This window comes from Arcicella rosea, assembly GCF_040543805.1.
GTDB lineage: Bacteria > Bacteroidota > Bacteroidia > Cytophagales > Spirosomataceae > Arcicella > Arcicella rosea.
On sequence record NZ_JBEUMS010000001.1, the window covers coordinates 14,201 to 32,931 of the forward strand.

Genomic DNA, 18,731 nt, shown 5'->3' on the forward strand with positions numbered 1-18,731 from the left:
GGGATTTTTTGTTTTTGTACACTAAACTCATAAACTTTCAGCTCATAAGCTCCTAAAAACCTATCTTCTCACGTTGTTGTTGGCTTTGAATTAGTCTATAAGCTTCAACCAAAACACGTTCTTCAAACTTACTTCGCCAGTAGTCTGATTCTTTCTTGAGTTTTTCTATTTCAAGCTTTAAATGCGCTGTTTCATTTTCTGAGTTGGGTATTATTTTTGGAGTAATTACTTCTTCTCCAAAAAGCTCCAACACATTTATATCTAACAAATTGGCTATTTTCTGAGCTCTGTTAATCGTCAGTTCAGTTTTACTTCTTTCAATATCGCCAAAAGCGGTTGTTGAGATTTGTAAAAGCTCTGCCATGTTCTCCTGAGAGTATCCTTTTAGCAGACGGGCTTGTCGTATTTTTTCTCCAATTTTCATAATTATCATGTTTTCTGATAAATTCTCTGTAAAACTGACAAGAATTATTTCATAGTTTTTGCATCTTTGCTGTCGAAGATTTTTTGAATAACACCAAAAATAATCTGATAAGTTTCAAATTTAAAGCTAGAACTATTTGAGGTTTTTAAAAGTTATTAAAAGAACATTCAAGTAAATTCCAGCTTACAGAATTGCTAAAATGGTTTATTTGATTTAATTTACCAACCGACATATTTTCAATTTTATAAAATACCGTTATGTTTCCAAAAGAATTAAGTTCAGAAGAATTCAGAAAATACGCCGTACACCACAGAGGTTTGAACGGTTTGGCAGTTGACCAGTACATGAATCAGGCAAATAATATCGGAGGTACTAGTCGTCCATTCATTGAAGATATGACTCAGTACATCATCGAAGAACGCCCAATGCGTTTTGCACAGATTGATGTTTTTTCACGCTTAATCATGGATAGAATTATCTTCATGGGTGTTCCTGTGGATGATTATATGGCGAATATCATTGTTGCTCAGATGTTGTTTATGGAATCTACGGATGCGAAGAAAGACATCATGATGTACATCAACTCTCCAGGTGGTTCTGTATATGCAGGCTTAGGTATTTATGATACCATGCACTATATCCGTCCAGACGTTTCTACGATTTGTACTTCGTTAGCGGCTTCGATGGGTGCAGTATTATTGGCTGGTGGTACAGCGGGTAAACGTTCTGCATTGCCACATGCACGTATTATGATTCACCAACCTTCAGGTGGAGCGCAAGGACAATCTCGTGATATTGAAATCACCGCTCGTGAAATCGTAAAAATTCGTAAAGAATTATATGAAATCTTAGCACATCACTCTGGAAAATCATTTGAAGAAATCGAAAGAGATTCAGACCGTGATTACTGGATGCGTGCAGAAGAAGCAAAAGAATACGGTTTAATTGACGAAGTATTGACGAGATCATAAAATCTTGCAACTAGAAGTAAAATTAAATCAGCGTAAACGAGAAATGCTTATTACTTCCACAGAAGTAGTAAGCATTTTTTGTTTTTAAATCAGTAATTTTACCACGGAAATAATGAAGGCACAATTTTGTGTGTAAAGATATGAGACAACAGCAAGCCCATTGCGTCCTTTGTGGACGAAAACAAAATGAAGTACCTTTATTAATGGAAGGTATGGATGGACACGTGTGTAGCGAATGTGTAACGCAAGCTTACCAAGTAGTTCAACAAGAATTGAATCCTGAAAAAAACAGAAAAAATAAAAATAGTAAAGCCCCAGCACCAAAATTCAATTTGGTGAAACCTATTGAAATGAAAAAGTATATTGACCAATACGTAATTGGTCAGTACGAAGCGAAAAAACATCTTTGTGTTGCCGTTTACAATCATTACAAACGCTTGATGCAACATGATATTAAAACAAGTCAAGACGATATTCAGATTGAAAAATCAAATATCATCATGGTTGGCGAAACTGGTACAGGAAAAACATATATGGCAAAAACTATTGCTAGAATGCTAGAAGTACCTTTTTGTATTGCCGATGCTACCGTAATTACTGAAGCTGGTTATGTAGGTGAAGATGTAGAAAGTATTTTAACTCGTTTATTACAAGCAGCAGATTATGATGTAGAAAAAGCAGAAATGGGTATTGTATTTATTGATGAAATTGATAAAATTGCCCGTAAATCTGATAATCCATCTATCACTCGTGATGTATCAGGAGAAGGCGTTCAGCAAGCTTTATTAAAATTATTAGAAGGTGCAGTGGTAAATTGTCCTCCGCAAGGTGGAAGAAAACACCCAGACCAAAAAATGATTGCGGTAAATACCGAAAATATTCTCTTTATTTGTGGTGGTGCTTTCGATGGAATCAAACGTCATATTTCAAAACGCTTGAATACTCGTCCGATTGGTTTTAGTTCTGATGATACTTTCTTAGATATGTTTGAAGATGAGAATGTAATGAAATTTGTTACTTCTCAAGATTTGAAATCATTCGGATTGATTCCAGAATTATTAGGTCGTTTGCCTGTGGTTACTTATTTAGACCCATTAGACCACGCAACACTTTTATCAATCTTGACAGAACCTAAAAATGCTATCACTAAACAATACCATAAATTATTCAAAATGGAAGGTATTAATTTAGAATTTGAAAAGCCAGCATTAGAATACATCGTTAGTCAAGCAATGGAGTATAAACTGGGAGCAAGAGGTTTGCGTTCAATCTGTGAATCAATTATTACAGATGCCATGTTTGAACTTCCATCGCAAGAAGATATAAAAGAATTTAAAATTTCACTTGAGTATGCTCGTCAAAAATTTGAACGAACAGTTTTTCATCAAATGAAAAAAGCAGCTTAAATAACTACTCCCAGAAAAAGCCCAAAATGATGATTTGGGCTTTTTCTTTTGCAATTAATTTATTCTTCCAGCGTTTCTAAACAAAAAAAACCTAGTATTATGCAAACAATTAGACTAACTTTTGCCAGCATCTTTGCTGTATTTGTAGCTGTTTCTTGTACTTCACAGAAGGCTGTAATTTCTCAAAATCAAGCAGAAAAAGCTAACATTGAAATTGCTAAAACTGAACCTCAAAGCAATACTTCAATGATTGAAGCGGCTCCCAAAAAACAAAGCCCTGCTATGTATGCTTCTACTGCTGAAGTAATACAAATTGATGAAGCTAATCAAGAAACTATCAACGAAGTAAAAAAAGAAAAAATCAATGCCCTTTTAGAGAAAGTCATTGCTCAGAAAAGCGAGAACAAAACAGTAACCACGCACAAAGCTAATTTTGTGGAGAAACTAATCATCAAAAAATTAGAAAAGAAAATGAAAAAATCAGCACAACCTGTTGATTTTCATAGCTGGAATTCTTTCTTGAAACTTGGGGTAATCCTTTTAGGAATTGGTATCATCTTAGCCATCGTTGGGTTAGGAACAGTCGGTGGACTTGCGGCCTTCATTGGTATCTTATTTACCATTTTAGGGATTTTGCAGGAAGTATAATCCTCCTAAATCTGCCATTCCTCATAATTTCTTTGTCGGATAAAGTTTTTTTTACCAAATTCGGTCTTTCTTGAAACTATTTATTCACGACCTTATGTCTTTTTTCGACAAGTTGAAATATGTTTTTCGTGGCAACAATCCTACCATTGAAAATACAAATATAGAGGTACCAATCGCAGAAGAGGTATCCTCAAATGAAACGTTGGTGACAGTTACTCAACCTGCACCAACGTTTTCACATCCTATCAACGACCAACCCGACTGGCTAATCAACGAAGATATTCTTCGAGATGAAGGCGTTATTTTCGGGCTTTCGGGTTCTAATCCCGAAGAAAAGGTTTCTATCATTCGTCATTACTTCTCGCAACAAACTGCCGAAACCGATAAAGTGATTGCTCAACACCAAGAAGAAATTGGTGAGCTCAACTATTGGATTAACGAAAAAGAAAGCTTGGTAAAAGAAATTGAACAGCAAATTCAAGCACTTAAAAACCAAGAATTCACAGAGCAACATCATTTACTCAGAACTGTTGTCGGCTTAACGCTTGCCACAGGCATTGCGGTTGGGAATTATTATCTTATCAAAGAATCGTTACAAGGACAATTTCAAGAAAGTGCTTTTATTGCCTTCGGTGTGTTTTTAGCTGGGATGTTCAACCTTTTTGGTAGAATTTCTTTCTTGCACGACGAAAGCAAAGAAAGTACTTGGAAAAGATTATTGGAAGAAGTAGGTATGCCTTTGGCGGCTTCATTCTTTGTTTTTGCACAAATCTATGCTTCAAAACCTCCTCTTCAGGCTTGGGCTTTATTCGCTTTTATCTTCTTTTTATTTATGTTTTCAGGAAAATTATTCTTAGGAAATCTTACGATTTTCAAGGATGATTTTAGCATTTTCCAAAAGCGAAACCAATTGTATAAAGACAAAATCAAGAAAGTAGCAGAATGGGAAGCAGACATTGAAAAGCATAAAGCTGAAATCGAAAAGTATCGCCAGAAAAAGCAAGATATTTTACCAGAACTCACCAAATTGAGTACTATCAATCTAAAGCTAAAAGCCCAAAGAGATATGCTGATTAAAGTATTTGAAAGTGAATATCATTTGGCGCAGAACTATCGAAATAAATTGAATAACAACCAAGTGAAAACAATTTTAGGAGAAGAAGAATAACATGGAAAATACTGAACACAACAATAATCGTATGTTAGCAAATACTCCTGCTACTCATACCGAAAATTACGATTTTCAACATGGCTATCATGGTGGTTTGGAATCGGTGGATAGAAATACTTATGAAGGTTATCTTTCTTCTCAGGTAAATTTCGAATGGCTTTCTCGCCAACTGAACGAGAAAAAGCAAGAACTAAGTGATTTAGAAAAAGTAATCGAACATATTAAAGCTCGCTCTAAAGAAGCTTTTGATGCACTACAAGCAAGAATCTTGAATGTAAATTTAGCGGGTAAAAACAGAGACCGTCTTGAAAATCAACTAAACGAGAATCAAGAAGCAGCTAATACTTTACACGAAAAAAGAAAAGCTGTTGCTCATAAATACTCTTTGTTTGCAGGGATTATTTACTTCTTGGCTGGGGTATCTTTTGTGGCGGGCGATTTAATTATCTCGCACGAAATCGTTGCTTATGCCCTTAACATTCGTAATAATTTTGAGGCTTGGTCTTTTGCTGTAGGTTTGGCAATGCTTTCTATTTTATTAAAACCTGCTTACGAACGTTTGATTGAATCGCCTTATAACGATGCCAATTCGCAACATTCTAAGAAAGTATATGTTTGGTTTAAAAGTATTACGGTAGTTTTTGCAGTAGCAACGCTCTTTATTTTAGGTTGGTTTAGATACGAAGCCTACAAGACTGATAAAATGAAAGAGGGCGTAAACAAATCTATCAAACAATTACAAAATCAAAGCTTCGACCCGTTGAACCCGACGGCTCCCCTACCCGCAAATGTTACTCGACAAATTGATGAAAAATTAAAGACTTTCGACCAATTGAATGAGAAATTGGTGAATAGCCCTTGGGCATTAACATCGTTTGTGTTATCAGGTATTTTGTTTGCTTTGGCTGGTGCTATTTGTTTGGGTATTGCCTTTCCTGTTTTACAATGTTATTGGTCTAAATGGTTACAAATTGACCCACGTTTGAAACGTTTAAAGAAAGAGAAATTACAATTGGTTACACAATTGCAAGAAGTAGAAAAAGACTTGGCAGAACAAATTGTTCAAAAGAATATCTTTGAAAACGACTTACAATTATTACCAAGCTTTGAATCTTTAGAAATTCAGAAGAAAAATCTTTTGGAGGAAATCAAAGAGATTGAACGTGAAACTCGCTTGGCAGAAACAGACTCAAGAATTGGTGCTTATAATGATGGTTTCGGCAAAGGTTCGATGGTACGAGATGTTATCAATACCGATGAAGTAAATCAATTTGTAAGAGATAATTATTTCGACACGGCTACGCTGGCAAGTAAAGCAAAGGCCTCTTCGGCTGGTGGAGACAAAGCGATATTCTCTAGACGTCCAAACCTTCGTCCACATCAACAATTACGTAAATTGATTTCTGAGGATTTTCAGGAGGAATAGAGTTTTTTAATTTGAAGATTTGAAAATGGAGCTACCTTCCTATTAGGAGGTGAATTAATTCACCTCCTAATAGGAATTTATTTGATAATGAATTGATTTCAAAACTCACGATTCATTAAATCACTAACTCACAACTCACTAAATCACTCAATAAATATGACCATAAAGATAGCCCGTACTGAAGCAGAGGTTCGCAAATGTTGGTATGTAATTAGTTTACTTCGTCCACATCTGACGGAAGAAGTATTTGTAGAAACAGTACTCCAAATGTTCAGTGAGGGTTATCAATTAGCTTATATCGAAAAAGACGATGAAGTTGTCTCTGCCATTGGTTTCAGGTATTTGCAAATGCTTTATAATGGCAAACAAATTTATATCGACGACCTTACGACTTCAGATAAAGTAAGAGGTGAAGGCTATGGAACTGCTTTGTTAGACTATGTAATAGATTTAGCCAAAGCCAACAACTACGATTGTGTCACCCTAGATTCTGGACCAACCCGCCATACTGCACATCGTTTATACCTCAACAAAGGCTTTCAGATTAGTAGTCATCATTTTGTAAAGAAGCTTTCTTAATATTTAATAAGCATCTAAACCCAAAAACTTAAAACAAGTTATCTCTAATGAAGCCCTTAAATATAATCTCCACAATTGTATTAATAATCAATACATTTAGTCTATTCGGACAAAAAAGCGATATCAAACAACCTTCATCATTCTTCCCTAGCGAACGAGCAAAAGTATTAGTGGTAGGTACTTTTCATTTTGATTATCCCAATTTAGACGTCAATAAAGTAAATGATACCGATAAAATTGATGTATTAAAAGAGCCAAAAAAATCCGAAGTTACAGAATTGGTAAATTATATTAAACAATTCAAACCTACAAAAATTGCTATTGAAGCCACACCAAAATGGAACGCTACAGAAAAACTCAGAAAATATAAAGCAGGAAATTCAAGAAATGAAAGAGACGAACGCTATCAAATAGCGTTGAGAATAGCTAATGAAATGAAAATGGATACTATCTATGGTATCGATGCTGGTTCTTTTGATGAAGATTTAGTAAAATTAGATTCAGTATATTTTCAAAAGTTATTCAAGGATTTTGATTTCCAAAATGACGACAAGTTCAATGCCATGTATATGAAATGGTTTGATTATCAAGAAAAACTACCTGCAACTACCAACCTATTGAAATACATTAAAAATATCAATACCAGCGAATCTCATAAATTAGGCTATGGTGCATATTTAGTAGGAGATTTTAAATTAGATAATCAAAGAGGTGCCGATATCCTATCTATCTGGTGGTACAATAGAAACTTGAGGATATTCAGAAAACTGCAAGAGATTACTGAAAGTAGTAAAGACAGAATATTAGTAATCTTTGGGAATGGTCATGCTGCTGTTTTAAGACAATTATTAGAATCTTCGCCAGAATATCAATTTATTGAGTTTGATAGTTTGAAGTAAATAAAGCCCTAAAATATGATTATATAAGAAATGATTAATCCCTACAAAAAAGTAAATAAATGGCAAGACTATATCCAAAATAGAAGGCGATAAATTGATAAAAATATGTTAACAGCCATAACTACCTACCATTTTTTTCTTTTAAATATTTTATCAATCATTACTCCTAAAAGCAACGATTTCTTTCCCAGTTCTCATTTTAATAGTGGTGATATTCATCTTTATGAAGTAAATACAAAGTCTAAAAAGCTATTTTCTATTGGCAAAAACCATAATGATAGTTTAAGTTTAGATTTTAGTTTTGCTTCTGAAAGGCAATGTATTCGTATTTGGACTAAAGATTTCAAAAACTTTAAAGGAACATTAACAAATTTTACTACCAAAATATCTGACTCCAATCAAGAAGGTAATTACAAGGAGAATAAACCTAAACGTCATAAAGAATATAAGAATACAGTAAAGATTGACACCGAAATAGCTAAACAGATTTACGTGATGTTCAATGATGCAGGCATCTTCACCATGCCTGATGGAAAAGATATAAAAGGTTGGCGTATTGGTGCTGATGGTCTTATTTATTCAATAAAATATTCTACCCCCAATAAAGAATCTACAAAACAATACTGGACTCCAGAAGCCTATGTCGGAAAAATCAAAGAAGCAGATAAGATTGTTAATTTAGTTGAGCAACTTGAGTCAACTTTGAATATGAAAGATTCATTTGATAAATTCTTTAATAGATTACCCAATGGATGCTATAATGTAGGTAGTATCATTGTTTGGTGCATAGACCAGCCTTAATGAATAACGTTTTAATATTCTTTTCAAATAATTACAAAATGATACAATGAATAATAAATTGGCATTGATACTCTTTCTCTAACTTATGCTTACAACCTGTAGCGGTAAACCCTTGCGGTTACCGTTTGATGAGGTTATTCATAAAAGAAAGGGTAAACCCTTGAGGTATCGTTTGATGAGTTACTGGGATAAGATACGGTAACCGTAAAAGTTACCGCTACAAGTATTTTTCTTAATATCGTTGGAGTATTTGGTTTTTCTAATACCTATAAACCTATGGTTTTTTAATCAATAATTCACTATTTTTAAATCATCTTTCGTCACATTCTACCGCAACCAGCAAACTAACCAAAAACCTCTACAGTTATGTCAACTACCTCAGAATCAGGGCACGCTAAGAACGTTGCTAATTTCGAAATCCTTATTTCTTATTGTATTAATTTTGAAGAGCGTTATAATCCTTCTCGTGAGGATTTGAAAATTGCTAATTTACAGGCTTTACTGACTAAAACGAAGGCGGCTTTGGCTGAACATTCGCTTAAAGTGGTGGCTCAAAATCATGCGATTAGTCAACGACAAGAGGCTTTTGCTCCTTTAAAGTCTTTATCGACGAAGTTAGTGAATGCTTTCAGAATATCAGGCGTGGATGACCTAACTGTTGCAAGGGCGAAAGCTATCAACCGCAAAATTCAAGGGAAAAAGGCTTTATCTACCCTTAAAAGAATGAAAAAAGAAACGCCTGAAGAACCTATCGTAACTATCTCTACTTCGCAACAGAGTTATAATTACTTGGTTGAACATTTAGATGCGCTGGTACGTCTTCTTGCATCTCATCCTGAGTACAATCCCAATGAAATCCCTTTACAGATTCCTACTTTGAAGGACTACATCAATCAACTAAAAACTTGCAACTTGGCTGTAATGAACACCCATGTAGAATATGCGGGCAGTCGCTCGACAAAAAACACCTTGCTATATCATGATAAAACGGGCTTATTAGATATTGCTTTGGACGTAAAAGCCTATATCAAGGTCATCTTTGGTGTGAAGAGCTACGAATACGGATTGATTAAGGGCATCTCTTTCAAAAGGAGGGACATCTAAGACAATACTGAGTTCAGCAATAAAGTTATTCCCTACATCTTAGTCAATATTAGCTAGTGATATTAGATTTATTCATCCGTCATTTAGATTTATGGCTTGGGCATTTAGATATATGATTGGGTATTTAAGATTTAGAAATTAGGCTTTAAGATATGTTAATGTGGATTTGAGATTTAAGCCTTAGGCATTTTAATATATTACTGTGGCTTTTAGATATAGAGCTTAGGATTTTAGATATGTTATTGTGGATTTGAGGTTTAGAGCTTGGGCTTTTAGATTTATTATCTTGGATTTGAGATTTTGAGCTTAGGCTTTTAGATATGCTATTGTGGATTTGAGATTTAGAGTTTAGGCTTTTAGATTTATCCTTCCGTCAATCATAAATCAAGGGGAACAAACGTTAGTAAGCCGATTGTCGTTCAGATATTTTACAGGATAAAATGTCAATTTACTGTTCAATCTTCGTTAAATTAGAGTGTGATTTGTGTTAAACCAATAAATAAACCTAAACATGGGAATTCTAAATGCTATAATGGGTAATTCATCAGAGGTATCGGCTGATAAAATTGCACATGAATTTGAACCGATTTTAATAGAAGGAGAAGTAATTGTAAAATCCTTCAAGCTTATCAGAGATATGTTTGTGTTTACGAACAAACGATTGATTTTGGTGGATAAACAAGGAATAACAGGCTCAAAAATCGACTTTATGACCATTCCATATCATTCGATTAATTATTTTACCAAACGTAGTGCGAGTTTATTAGACCTTGATGCCGAAATATTGATTTGGATAAAAGGCGCACCAGAACCTATCCAAAGAGATTTCAGAAAAGGTGAAAATATAAATGATGTGTATAAAGCACTAAGTACTTATGTATTAGCGTAAAGAGGTAATGACTTCGAAATAATCCCGCAAAGTTGAGCATAACTTTGTGGGATTATTTTTATAATAATACCATTTCCCATCGAAAAGCAATAATTTTGTAAGATTAGCATAAATTTAAACCATACAATGACTCAAACTGAAACTCAATACAGAGAGATTATTGCGATTTGCAAAGCCTTATTTCAAAAGAAAAATAAAGATTACGGTACATCTTGGCGTATTTTACGTTTACCAAGTTTAACCGACCAAATATTTATCAAAGCACAAAGAATACGTTCTATTCAGGAAAAAGGAACACAGAAAATTGAAGATGGAATAGAAGGTGAATTCATCGGAATTATCAATTACTGTATCATTGCTTTGATTCAAAAGGAATTAGGCGCTTCTACCAAAATGGAATTTACGGAAGCAGAAATTAGTGATTTATATGATGCGCAAGTAGAGAAAACTTTGGCTTTACAAAAAGATAAAAATCATGATTATGCCGAAGCTTGGCGAGATATGCGAGTAAGTTCGATGACGGATTTAATCTTGATGAAAATATTTAGAACTAAACAAATCGAAGATAATCAAGGTGTTACGTTGGTTTCGGAAGGCGTAGAGGCAAATTATCAAGATATGATGAATTATGCGATATTCTGTATGATTCATTTGAAGTTCGGAGCGTAACAAGAGCTGTCAGCTTCGAGCCATCAGCTTTCAGCATTGGGGTAATTTAGTTTATCAATCACTAATTCACCATTCACTCAATCACAACTATATCCATGAAGTTAATTGCACATTTCTCTAGACTGTTTGTCGGCATTATATTTATCTTTTCGGGACTCATCAAGTTAAATGACCCCGTTGGAACACAAATTAAATTAGAAGAATACTTCGATGTATTTGCCACAGATTTCCCATTTATGGCAGGCTTCTGGGAATTTTGGATTCCTTATGCTTTATTGATTTCCATCTTTCTTTGTGCTTTAGAATTAGTACTTGGTGTATGTTTGTTGGTGCAATATAAGCTCAAAACGGCTTCATGGATTTTACTTGCCACAGTGATTTTCTTTGGTTTTCTAACTTTTTATTCGGCTTACTACAACAAAGTAACTGATTGCGGATGTTTTGGAGAAACCATTAAGTTAAAACCTTGGACGTCTTTCATTAAAGACATGGTACTGTTGTTCTTTATCTTAATCATTCTAGCACAACGTAAAGTATTTGCGGATAAAAAAACAGGTGCATTAGTAGGTGCTTCAGTAGTTTTCTCAATTGCTTTGGGTGTATATGCAGTAAAATATTTACCTCCTTACGATGGACTTCCTTATGCTATTGGACAAGATATTCCAAAAAACATGAAGCCTTCTGCTCCCTTACAATTCAAGTATATTTATGAAAAAGGAGGCGAAACAATGGAGTTAGACCAAATGCCAACCGATACAACTTATCATTTTAAAGAAATGGTGACCTTGAATCAAGATGAAGCAAAGGCTAAAATCACAGATTACAACATTTGGAAAGAGGGTGATTCTACAGATTATAAAGCAGAAAGCTTTGTAGGCAAAAAACTGATGATTGTGATTCCAGTCATCAAAAAAGCGAATACAGACCATCTTGATGCAATCAGAACTTTAGCAAAAAGCCTTGAAGGTTCAGATGTAAAAGTATGGTTATTGAGTGCTTCCAACGAAGAAGAAGTAAATAATTTCAGACATGAGCATCAATTAGCGATTCCAAGTTATAGTTCAGATACCAAAGTATTAAAAACTATTGCCAGAGCAAATCCAAGTATTTGGTTATTGGATAATGGCATTGTAAAAGGCAAGTGGGCGCATAGCAGCACGCCAGATAAAAACGAAATTTTAGAATCTTTAAAGTAAAAGAAGGCTAATCAAGCATGAAAAATATTTTTCTAATAGGAATGCCCTCGTCAGGAAAAAGTACTTTGGGCAGGCATCTCGCTAAACGCATTGATTATAAGTTTATCGATATGGACGAATTGATAGAAAAACAAGAATTAATGACCGTCCAAGAAATATTTAAGTATAAAGGCGAAGATTATTTCAGACAAGTAGAAAGTAAAGTACTTAAAGAAATCCCTGTTGACCAAAAGTTAGTCATTGCAACAGGCGGAGGCGTTCCTTGCTTTTTTGATAACATCGATTACATCAAAGCAAACGGCACAAGTATTTTTCTGAATGTTCAACCAGAAGATTTATTAAAGAGAATTCAGAAGTCTGATATCAATCATCGCCCATTAATTAATAGAAATACTACGGAAGAAGCACTGTTAAAAAATTTACAAGAACGTTGTGCTTATCGTTTGCCATTTTATCAGCAAGCAGATATTCAAATTGATGGAAATATAGATGTAGATCAACTTCTATGGATTTTAGATGAAATAGAAGAAAAGTAAAGTCCATAAAAACAAAAAGCGATTGAAGGAATTCCCTCAATCGCTTTTTTATTAACAGTCCCCCTAAAACTAAACTTAAACTAATAAGTAAATGACGAAGGTAAAGAAGGAAGCATTACATCGTAATCTTCGTCTGACTTTGGTTTTTTAAACAAAGCTCTGAAAGTATTAGCCATGTAGAAAATATCTTCTACTTTACTCTTAGCGATTCTCATCATATATTGGTTTACTCCTGCCCCAATAATGTTATTAAATACATTACGTAATAATACCAACTCCTCTTCGTGCTCACAGAAGTTTTTCACAACGTACATTGTAAAGCCACGGTCACGTTCGCTTGAATTGTAGAGTATTAAGTTGAAGTCCATTTCTTTGATAAACGAAACGACTTTATTCTTAGAAAAATCATAAAACATGTTTTTTGAATCAACTAAAGAATCTAGGATTTCTACTTCATTATTAGTAATATATAGGTTATCTGTAACCTGTTGGATTTGCTCTTCTACTATCATATTATTAAGCATTTATGCTGTTTATATATATGTTTTTACTTAATTAATGGTTGAATTTTACGATTTAGTATAACATTTACAAGTATTTATACTTATTTTTTTTAAAGACTTGTTTCTCTCATAAAAAGTCAAAAATCAACATTTTAGTAAAAAATACGATTAGCAAAAAAAGAGGTTCAAAACAAAAATCAATCAAAAAAGTACAATTTCATAAAAGTGATTCAACAGAAGAGTACTTTTAAAAAAAGAGAGGTCTTTTTCTAAAAAAGGGCATTACTAGAAGATGTTTTTTGTAAAAAAACAATAATATGGTTTAAAAACTGTGCTTTTTAAAGCTAAAGAGCTAAGGTTTAATATTTTAAGGTTTTAAGAAAAAAATTGCAGGAATTAGTAAATCTAGTTGTAAAAACCAACAATTAAGATTTTCGTCTTTTTTTTTTACCCTTTCGTCTCATTATCAAAATTTTGTCAAGAAAGGGAGATAATTTTAAGAAATAACAAAGAGAAGTTTCTACTGACGTACAACAAATATCATTGTGAAAAGGCTTTCTGTTGATTAAGTAAAAGAGAAGTGCGTTTTGTACTACTTAACTGAGAGAGAAAAAGTAAAATTTCAAAAAGTATCAAGTTACATCTTGAAAATATTCAATTCGACAAAAAGCTCAGATGAGCATTTTATATAATCTTAATTGAGAAGTTTAAAGAGGTTTCATAGCAAAGCCACTCCGATATTCGGGGTGGCTTTCTTTTTGAGTCAATATTTTTTGAAGAATTTAGAGCACGACAATATCATCTGCATTGGCAACTAAAAAATTCTGTGTTTTTAGATTGGCAATAATTACTTCCGAAGATTCTCTGGCACGGGCAATCGCAATGACGTTTTTCTTTTCATCTAAAATTTCAAATACTTCTGCTTTTTCAAAAACACCAATTACTTTTTTGATTCCTACTGCTAAAAGACTTTTCCGGTTTTCAAGTGCTAAACCTGCACCAGCATCTACTTGTACTTTTCCAGCAATTAAACTTCCAGAAGCTAACCATTTTTGACGAGCATTTAGAGCTACTTTCTGAGCGGCAAAGCTTGTTCCGTTTTTATTTTCTATTGCTTTCAACATGCCATCTTCGGGTTTCATGCCAAAAATAACGACTCTCGTTCCCATTCTTGTTGCCAAGCGAGTATAAGTAAGTTTAGAAATCATTCCACCCAAACCTAAAGACGACTTATCATCATTTGCCAACCCTAAAACAGAAGCATCCACTTTGGGAATAAATGGTATAATATTTTTCTCAGCATCCAATAAACCGCCAACAGAAGTACATAACAATAAAGTATCTGCCCCAAAACCTGTGGCAATTAAAGTAGCCAACTCGTCATTGTCTGAAAACTTTAATTCTAAATTACTTACTACGTCGTTTTCATTGGCAATAGGAATAATGCCATTATCCCAAAGTTCCTGATACGTTTCCTTTAATTGTAAAAATTGGTTTCTATTGGCAAAGTGATGTCTTTCGCACAAACTTTGTGCTACAGTGATGCCATATTTAGAGAAGTACTGAGTATATTTTGCTAACAATAATGGATTCCCAATTGCAGCAGCGGCTTTGCGTTCTGCAATGGTACCTTTATAATTTTTGATAAAACTTTTGCCAGCTCCTACGGCTCCTGAAGAAACCATAACAATCTGATAATCATTATTTAAAACAGCAACTTGGCGAGCGATTTCTTGTAAAATTTCTTCGTTCAATTCTCCAGACTTATGCGTAATTGAAGCCGTTCCGAATTTAATGACAATAATTGGTTTGGACATTTTTAAATGTAAGCGAACTCGCTTTTGCTAAATGAGTAATTTCAAAACTGAGGTAATACAGCGACAAAATTACAACATTCTCAATCTTTAACAATTGAGTAACCGAATTAATCTATAGGTTTAGCCTTTAAATAAGTGTTTCAAATCGGCTTCGGCAAAATGACAACGTATTTCCAAGGCTTTCTTCAATGACTTCACATAATCTGCTCTTGAAATTTCGATGGCTCCGAAACGTCTGACATTATCGTTGATAAACTGAGTATCCAACAACATAAATCCTTGGCTTTTCAGAATTTCCATCAAATAATGAAAAGCAATTTTAGAACCATCGGGTTCTTTATAAAACATTGATTCTCCGAAGAAAGCACCACCAATCGAAACGCCATACAAACCACCAATTAAACGGTTTTCGATATACGTCTCAACAGAATATGCCAAGCCCATTTTGTTTAAATCACAATAAGCTTCAACGATTTCTTCAGAAATCCAAGTTTCATCATCTCCTTTTCTAGGCAAAGCGCAATTACGCATTACACCTTCAAAATCAGTATTAATTCTAATTTCAAATTGCTTTTTATTCAATACTGGTTTTAAAGATTTTGGTGGTTTGTAAGTATCAATAGGAATGATTGCTCTAGGATCTGGCGAATACCAATATAAAGTACCATCCGTATCAGCCATCGGGAAAATTCCGTTCATATAGCCATAAATCAAATCATCGGCTGTTAGTTTACTGGTATTTATTTTTGGGGAAATAGTCATTTTCCTTATTTTTTCTATTTAAAGATTTTGAACTATTACTCTTTGCAGAAAAATATTCCAATAAAAACAAGAGTAATTAAGCACTCAAACAAATACAACAATTGAGTTTATGATATTGCTTTGAGAAATTAATCTAAAATATCATAATTGATAACCAATTTTAATTAATTAAACTTAAAAATCCAAATCAGTTTGATTATTTACACTCATAGCTTGACATAAAATACTAGTAAATATCATCAAATAAAATATCCGTAGAAAACCTCTCAAAAAGCTTTAAACGGCAATATTTTAGTTTTTTTTTGTTAAGTTTTTATAAAATTGAAAAAATATATTGCATCTTAAATTTTGTTTTGGTAAACTTTGCACGATTATTCGTTTTCACTCACTTTCAACTCGGATAATTAATCAACCAAAAATGGTTTACGAAGTAAAATTCATATCATATTCTTATTCTCCTATGCCTATTTTTAGGCGTACGTTCTTCCGTAGGGTCTGATGCCCTAACATATTTATATTTACCCATGTGGTAAAGCTTTTCAACAATCTTTTTTGTTTTTTTCGATAATTCTTAGGCTTTCAATTCTTGAGCCAGGGCTTATTATCACCTTGTTTTTCTAACTAAAAACAATTTCCAAGCTAAATCTTAAAGTGGAAAAATTATCAGCTTCTGAGGTTTTAACCAACAATTATACAGTTCAGGTTGCTACAACTGAACACTTGCATCTTGCTGAAGCAATTTGCCATGAAATGGAAGAATCTGCAAAGGCTCGTGGTACGGGTATTGCAAAACGTTCTCCAGAATATCTTCGTGATAAAATCAACGAAGGGAAAGCCATTATTGCTACTGATTCAGAAGGCAATTTTATTGGTTTTTGCTATGTTGAAACTTGGGAACACGGAAAATTTGTAGCTAATTCTGGATTAATAGTTAAACCAGAATGGAGAAAATACGGTATTGCCAAAGCCGTAAAAGCCAGAGCTTTTGAACTATCAAGAACTCGTTATCCTGATGCAAAAATCATTGGTATTACTACGTCGTTGGCAGTAATGAAAATTAACTCTGAATTGGGTTATGAACCAACTACTTTTAGCGAATTACCTGTAAACGATGCTTTCTGGAAAGGCTGCCAATCTTGCGTGAACTACGATGTACTTACACGTACCGACCGTAAACATTGCTTATGCACAGGTATGATTTTTGACCCAGAATGGGAACGTAAAAAAGCTGAAAGAGAAAAAGAAGGCGACGAAGCTAATATTGAGAACGCTCAAGAGGATACTCATGAAAAATGGAATTTCTTGAAAGATGTAAAAGTATTAGAACGCCTTAAAAACATTAAAGAAAAAATGTTTTTGAAAATGGCTGAGAGAAGAGCAAATAAGTTGATTACTAATAGAGATTAATATCATTCTTTGATACCCTTACATAAAGTTTAAAACACAACCATATAATTGTGATGGTAATTAACAATTAAGTTACTATCATTAATTAATCATTAAAATGAGTAAACCAAAAGTAATTCTAGCATTTAGTGGAGGACTTGATACCTCTTTTTGTGTAAAATATTTAGCAGACGATTGTGGTTATGAAGTACATTCTGCCCTTGTTGATACAGGTGGATTTAGTGCTGAGGAGCTAAAAGACATTGAAACAAAAGCTTATGGACTCGGAGTGGCAAGTCACGTAACTTTAGATGTTGTAGAAAAATATTATAACGATTGTATCCGCTACATGGTATATGGAAACGTATTGAAAAACAATACTTATCCACTTTCAGTATCAGCAGAAAGAGTTTTCCAAGCAACGGCTGTGGCTGAATATGCCAACAAAATTGGTGCAAAAGCGATTGCTCACGGAAGTACTGGTGCAGGAAACGACCAAGTTCGTTTTGATGTGGTTTTCCAAATCATGGTGCCTGATTGTAAAGTAATTACGCCGATTCGTGATATGAAATTATCTCGTGAAGCTGAAATTGATTATTTAAAAGCAAAAGGTGTTGTTCGTGACTGGACAAAATCTGCTTATTCAATCAACAAAGGATTGTGGGGAACTTCAGTTGGTGGTAAAGAAACGCTTACTTCTTATGGTTATTTACCTGAATCTGCTTGGCCAACACAAGTAACTGCTACTGGCGAAGAAACTGTAAAATTACATTTTGAACAAGGACAATTAGTAGGTATTAATGATGAAACATTAAGCCCTGTTCAATCCATTCGTAAATTGACAGACATCGCTGCTCCTTATGGCGTTGGTCGTGATATTCATGTGGGTGATACAATTATCGGTATTAAAGGTAGAGTTGGTTTTGAAGCAGCAGCTCCTTTGTTAATCATCAAAGCTCACCATCTTTTAGAAAAACATACGCTTACAAAACAACAGTTGTACTGGAAACAAACTTTAGGAGAAACTTACGGAACGATGCTTCACGAAGGACAATTCTTAGAGCCTGTAATGCGTAATTTCGAGACTTTCTTGGCTGATACGCAATCAAATGTTTCTGGAACAGTACAAATTCATTTAGCTCCATATCGTTATCAATTATTAGGTATTGAATCTAAATTTGATTTGATGTCGTCTATTTTTGGTTCTTATGGTGAAATGAACAATACTTGGACAGGCGATGATGTAAGAGGTTTCTCTAAAATTGTTTCTAACCAAACAATGATTCATAGAAAAGTTACTGAGGCGGGTTTGTAGGAGTTTAAAGTTCATGCGTTTATAAGTCATTCATACTTTGATTTGGTTTTAAAAGAGTGTTTTCTTCTAAAACCAAATCAAAACAGCTGATTGAGGACGAAACAAATGACATCTTTGTTAGCGCTGTTAGTTTTTATGAAATGAGTATCAAAATTTCAATTGGAAAACTTATACTTCCTGACTCTTTGGAGTTCACCATTGAGAAAACGATTGAAAAAAAGATATTAAA

General features: G+C 33.8%; 19 protein-coding genes. 15 read left to right on the plus strand and 4 right to left on the minus strand.

The window, feature by feature from the left end:
- Nucleotides 1-52: 52 nt before the first annotated feature.
- Nucleotides 53-424, minus strand: a complete 372-nt coding sequence (locus ABID42_RS00065; RefSeq protein ID WP_367281943.1) for a helix-turn-helix domain-containing protein — start codon at nucleotides 422-424, stop codon at nucleotides 53-55.
- A 257-nt stretch (nucleotides 425-681) separates the two neighbouring features.
- Between ABID42_RS00065 and ABID42_RS00070 the strand changes: the two genes are divergently transcribed.
- From ABID42_RS00070 to ABID42_RS00130, 13 genes are all read left to right on the plus strand, one after another.
- On the plus strand, nucleotides 682-1,395 hold the full coding sequence (locus ABID42_RS00070) for an ATP-dependent Clp protease proteolytic subunit (protein WP_323299063.1): 714 nt from the start codon (nucleotides 682-684) through the stop codon (nucleotides 1,393-1,395).
- A 140-nt stretch (nucleotides 1,396-1,535) separates the two neighbouring features.
- Nucleotides 1,536-2,801 (plus strand): ATP-dependent Clp protease ATP-binding subunit ClpX, encoded by a 1,266-nt coding sequence (gene clpX / locus ABID42_RS00075; protein ID WP_367281944.1) that lies wholly within the window; start codon nucleotides 1,536-1,538, stop codon nucleotides 2,799-2,801.
- A 99-nt stretch (nucleotides 2,802-2,900) separates the two neighbouring features.
- Complete coding sequence (locus tag ABID42_RS00080) at nucleotides 2,901-3,449, plus strand: hypothetical protein (RefSeq protein WP_367281945.1); 549 nt, start codon at nucleotides 2,901-2,903, stop codon at nucleotides 3,447-3,449.
- 70 nt (nucleotides 3,450-3,519) lie between these two features.
- Nucleotides 3,520-4,617 (plus strand): hypothetical protein, encoded by a 1,098-nt coding sequence (locus ABID42_RS00085; RefSeq protein WP_367281946.1) that lies wholly within the window; start codon nucleotides 3,520-3,522, stop codon nucleotides 4,615-4,617.
- Nucleotide 4,618: 1 nt separating this feature from the next.
- Nucleotides 4,619-6,046, plus strand: coding sequence for a hypothetical protein (locus ABID42_RS00090; protein ID WP_367281947.1), 1,428 nt, complete (start codon nucleotides 4,619-4,621; stop codon nucleotides 6,044-6,046).
- Nucleotides 6,047-6,202: 156 nt separating this feature from the next.
- Nucleotides 6,203-6,625 carry a GNAT family N-acetyltransferase gene (locus ABID42_RS00095; protein ID WP_367281948.1) on the plus strand — a complete coding sequence of 141 codons (423 nt, stop codon included), beginning with the start codon at nucleotides 6,203-6,205 and terminating at the stop codon, nucleotides 6,623-6,625.
- A 47-nt stretch (nucleotides 6,626-6,672) separates the two neighbouring features.
- A complete protein-coding gene (locus ABID42_RS00100) occupies nucleotides 6,673-7,524 on the plus strand; it encodes a DUF5694 domain-containing protein (protein WP_367281949.1) in 852 nt (283 codons plus the stop codon).
- A gap of 105 nt (nucleotides 7,525-7,629) precedes the next feature.
- On the plus strand, nucleotides 7,630-8,325 hold the full coding sequence (locus tag ABID42_RS00105; protein ID WP_367281950.1) for a hypothetical protein: 696 nt from the start codon (nucleotides 7,630-7,632) through the stop codon (nucleotides 8,323-8,325).
- A gap of 366 nt (nucleotides 8,326-8,691) precedes the next feature.
- On the plus strand, nucleotides 8,692-9,429 hold the full coding sequence (locus ABID42_RS00110; RefSeq protein ID WP_367281951.1) for a hypothetical protein: 738 nt from the start codon (nucleotides 8,692-8,694) through the stop codon (nucleotides 9,427-9,429).
- 511 nt (nucleotides 9,430-9,940) lie between these two features.
- Nucleotides 9,941-10,318, plus strand: a complete 378-nt coding sequence (locus tag ABID42_RS00115) for a PH domain-containing protein (protein WP_367281952.1) — start codon at nucleotides 9,941-9,943, stop codon at nucleotides 10,316-10,318.
- A gap of 126 nt (nucleotides 10,319-10,444) precedes the next feature.
- The gene (locus tag ABID42_RS00120) at nucleotides 10,445-10,987 is read left to right on the plus strand and encodes a DUF1599 domain-containing protein (protein WP_367281953.1); all 543 of its coding nucleotides are present in this window, start codon (nucleotides 10,445-10,447) and stop codon (nucleotides 10,985-10,987) included.
- A gap of 95 nt (nucleotides 10,988-11,082) precedes the next feature.
- Nucleotides 11,083-12,183 carry a BT_3928 family protein gene (locus ABID42_RS00125; RefSeq protein ID WP_367281954.1) on the plus strand — a complete coding sequence of 367 codons (1,101 nt, stop codon included), beginning with the start codon at nucleotides 11,083-11,085 and terminating at the stop codon, nucleotides 12,181-12,183.
- Between the two features lie 17 nt (nucleotides 12,184-12,200).
- On the plus strand, nucleotides 12,201-12,719 hold the full coding sequence (locus tag ABID42_RS00130) for a shikimate kinase (RefSeq protein WP_323254840.1): 519 nt from the start codon (nucleotides 12,201-12,203) through the stop codon (nucleotides 12,717-12,719).
- 80 nt (nucleotides 12,720-12,799) lie between these two features.
- Here the strand turns inward: ABID42_RS00130 and ABID42_RS00135 are convergent, their stop codons facing one another.
- The 3 genes from ABID42_RS00135 to aat form a co-directional block, all read right to left on the minus strand.
- On the minus strand, nucleotides 12,800-13,231 hold the full coding sequence (locus ABID42_RS00135) for a hypothetical protein (protein ID WP_367281955.1): 432 nt from the start codon (nucleotides 13,229-13,231) through the stop codon (nucleotides 12,800-12,802).
- A 773-nt stretch (nucleotides 13,232-14,004) separates the two neighbouring features.
- On the minus strand, nucleotides 14,005-15,039 hold the full coding sequence (gene proB, locus ABID42_RS00140; RefSeq protein WP_367281956.1) for a glutamate 5-kinase: 1,035 nt from the start codon (nucleotides 15,037-15,039) through the stop codon (nucleotides 14,005-14,007).
- 120 nt (nucleotides 15,040-15,159) lie between these two features.
- Complete coding sequence (gene aat, locus ABID42_RS00145) at nucleotides 15,160-15,801, minus strand: leucyl/phenylalanyl-tRNA--protein transferase (RefSeq protein ID WP_323254834.1); 642 nt, start codon at nucleotides 15,799-15,801, stop codon at nucleotides 15,160-15,162.
- 651 nt (nucleotides 15,802-16,452) lie between these two features.
- On the opposite strand from aat, the gene ABID42_RS00150 reads away from it, so the two are divergent.
- Nucleotides 16,453-17,208 (plus strand): GNAT family N-acetyltransferase, encoded by a 756-nt coding sequence (locus ABID42_RS00150; RefSeq protein ID WP_367281957.1) that lies wholly within the window; start codon nucleotides 16,453-16,455, stop codon nucleotides 17,206-17,208.
- Between the two features lie 97 nt (nucleotides 17,209-17,305).
- Nucleotides 17,306-18,502, plus strand: a complete 1,197-nt coding sequence (gene argG, locus ABID42_RS00155) for an argininosuccinate synthase (RefSeq protein ID WP_367281958.1) — start codon at nucleotides 17,306-17,308, stop codon at nucleotides 18,500-18,502.
- Nucleotides 18,503-18,731 lie beyond the last annotated feature (229 nt).

Coding starts and splice junctions, on each gene's coding strand:
- ABID42_RS00065 (WP_367281943.1), bottom strand. CDS start 424: ATGAAAATTGGAGAAAAAATACGACAAGCCCGTCTGCTAAAAGGATAC.
- ABID42_RS00070 (WP_323299063.1), top strand. CDS start 682: ATGTTTCCAAAAGAATTAAGTTCAGAAGAATTCAGAAAATACGCCGTA.
- clpX (WP_367281944.1), top strand. CDS start 1,536: ATGAGACAACAGCAAGCCCATTGCGTCCTTTGTGGACGAAAACAAAAT.
- ABID42_RS00080 (WP_367281945.1), top strand. CDS start 2,901: ATGCAAACAATTAGACTAACTTTTGCCAGCATCTTTGCTGTATTTGTA.
- ABID42_RS00090 (WP_367281947.1), top strand. CDS start 4,619: ATGGAAAATACTGAACACAACAATAATCGTATGTTAGCAAATACTCCT.
- ABID42_RS00095 (WP_367281948.1), top strand. CDS start 6,203: ATGACCATAAAGATAGCCCGTACTGAAGCAGAGGTTCGCAAATGTTGG.
- ABID42_RS00100 (WP_367281949.1), top strand. CDS start 6,673: ATGAAGCCCTTAAATATAATCTCCACAATTGTATTAATAATCAATACA.
- ABID42_RS00105 (WP_367281950.1), top strand. CDS start 7,630: ATGTTAACAGCCATAACTACCTACCATTTTTTTCTTTTAAATATTTTA.
- ABID42_RS00110 (WP_367281951.1), top strand. CDS start 8,692: ATGTCAACTACCTCAGAATCAGGGCACGCTAAGAACGTTGCTAATTTC.
- ABID42_RS00115 (WP_367281952.1), top strand. CDS start 9,941: ATGGGAATTCTAAATGCTATAATGGGTAATTCATCAGAGGTATCGGCT.
- ABID42_RS00120 (WP_367281953.1), top strand. CDS start 10,445: ATGACTCAAACTGAAACTCAATACAGAGAGATTATTGCGATTTGCAAA.
- ABID42_RS00125 (WP_367281954.1), top strand. CDS start 11,083: ATGAAGTTAATTGCACATTTCTCTAGACTGTTTGTCGGCATTATATTT.
- ABID42_RS00130 (WP_323254840.1), top strand. CDS start 12,201: ATGAAAAATATTTTTCTAATAGGAATGCCCTCGTCAGGAAAAAGTACT.
- ABID42_RS00135 (WP_367281955.1), bottom strand. CDS start 13,231: ATGATAGTAGAAGAGCAAATCCAACAGGTTACAGATAACCTATATATT.
- proB (WP_367281956.1), bottom strand. CDS start 15,039: ATGTCCAAACCAATTATTGTCATTAAATTCGGAACGGCTTCAATTACG.
- aat (WP_323254834.1), bottom strand. CDS start 15,801: ATGACTATTTCCCCAAAAATAAATACCAGTAAACTAACAGCCGATGAT.
- argG (WP_367281958.1), top strand. CDS start 17,306: ATGAGTAAACCAAAAGTAATTCTAGCATTTAGTGGAGGACTTGATACC.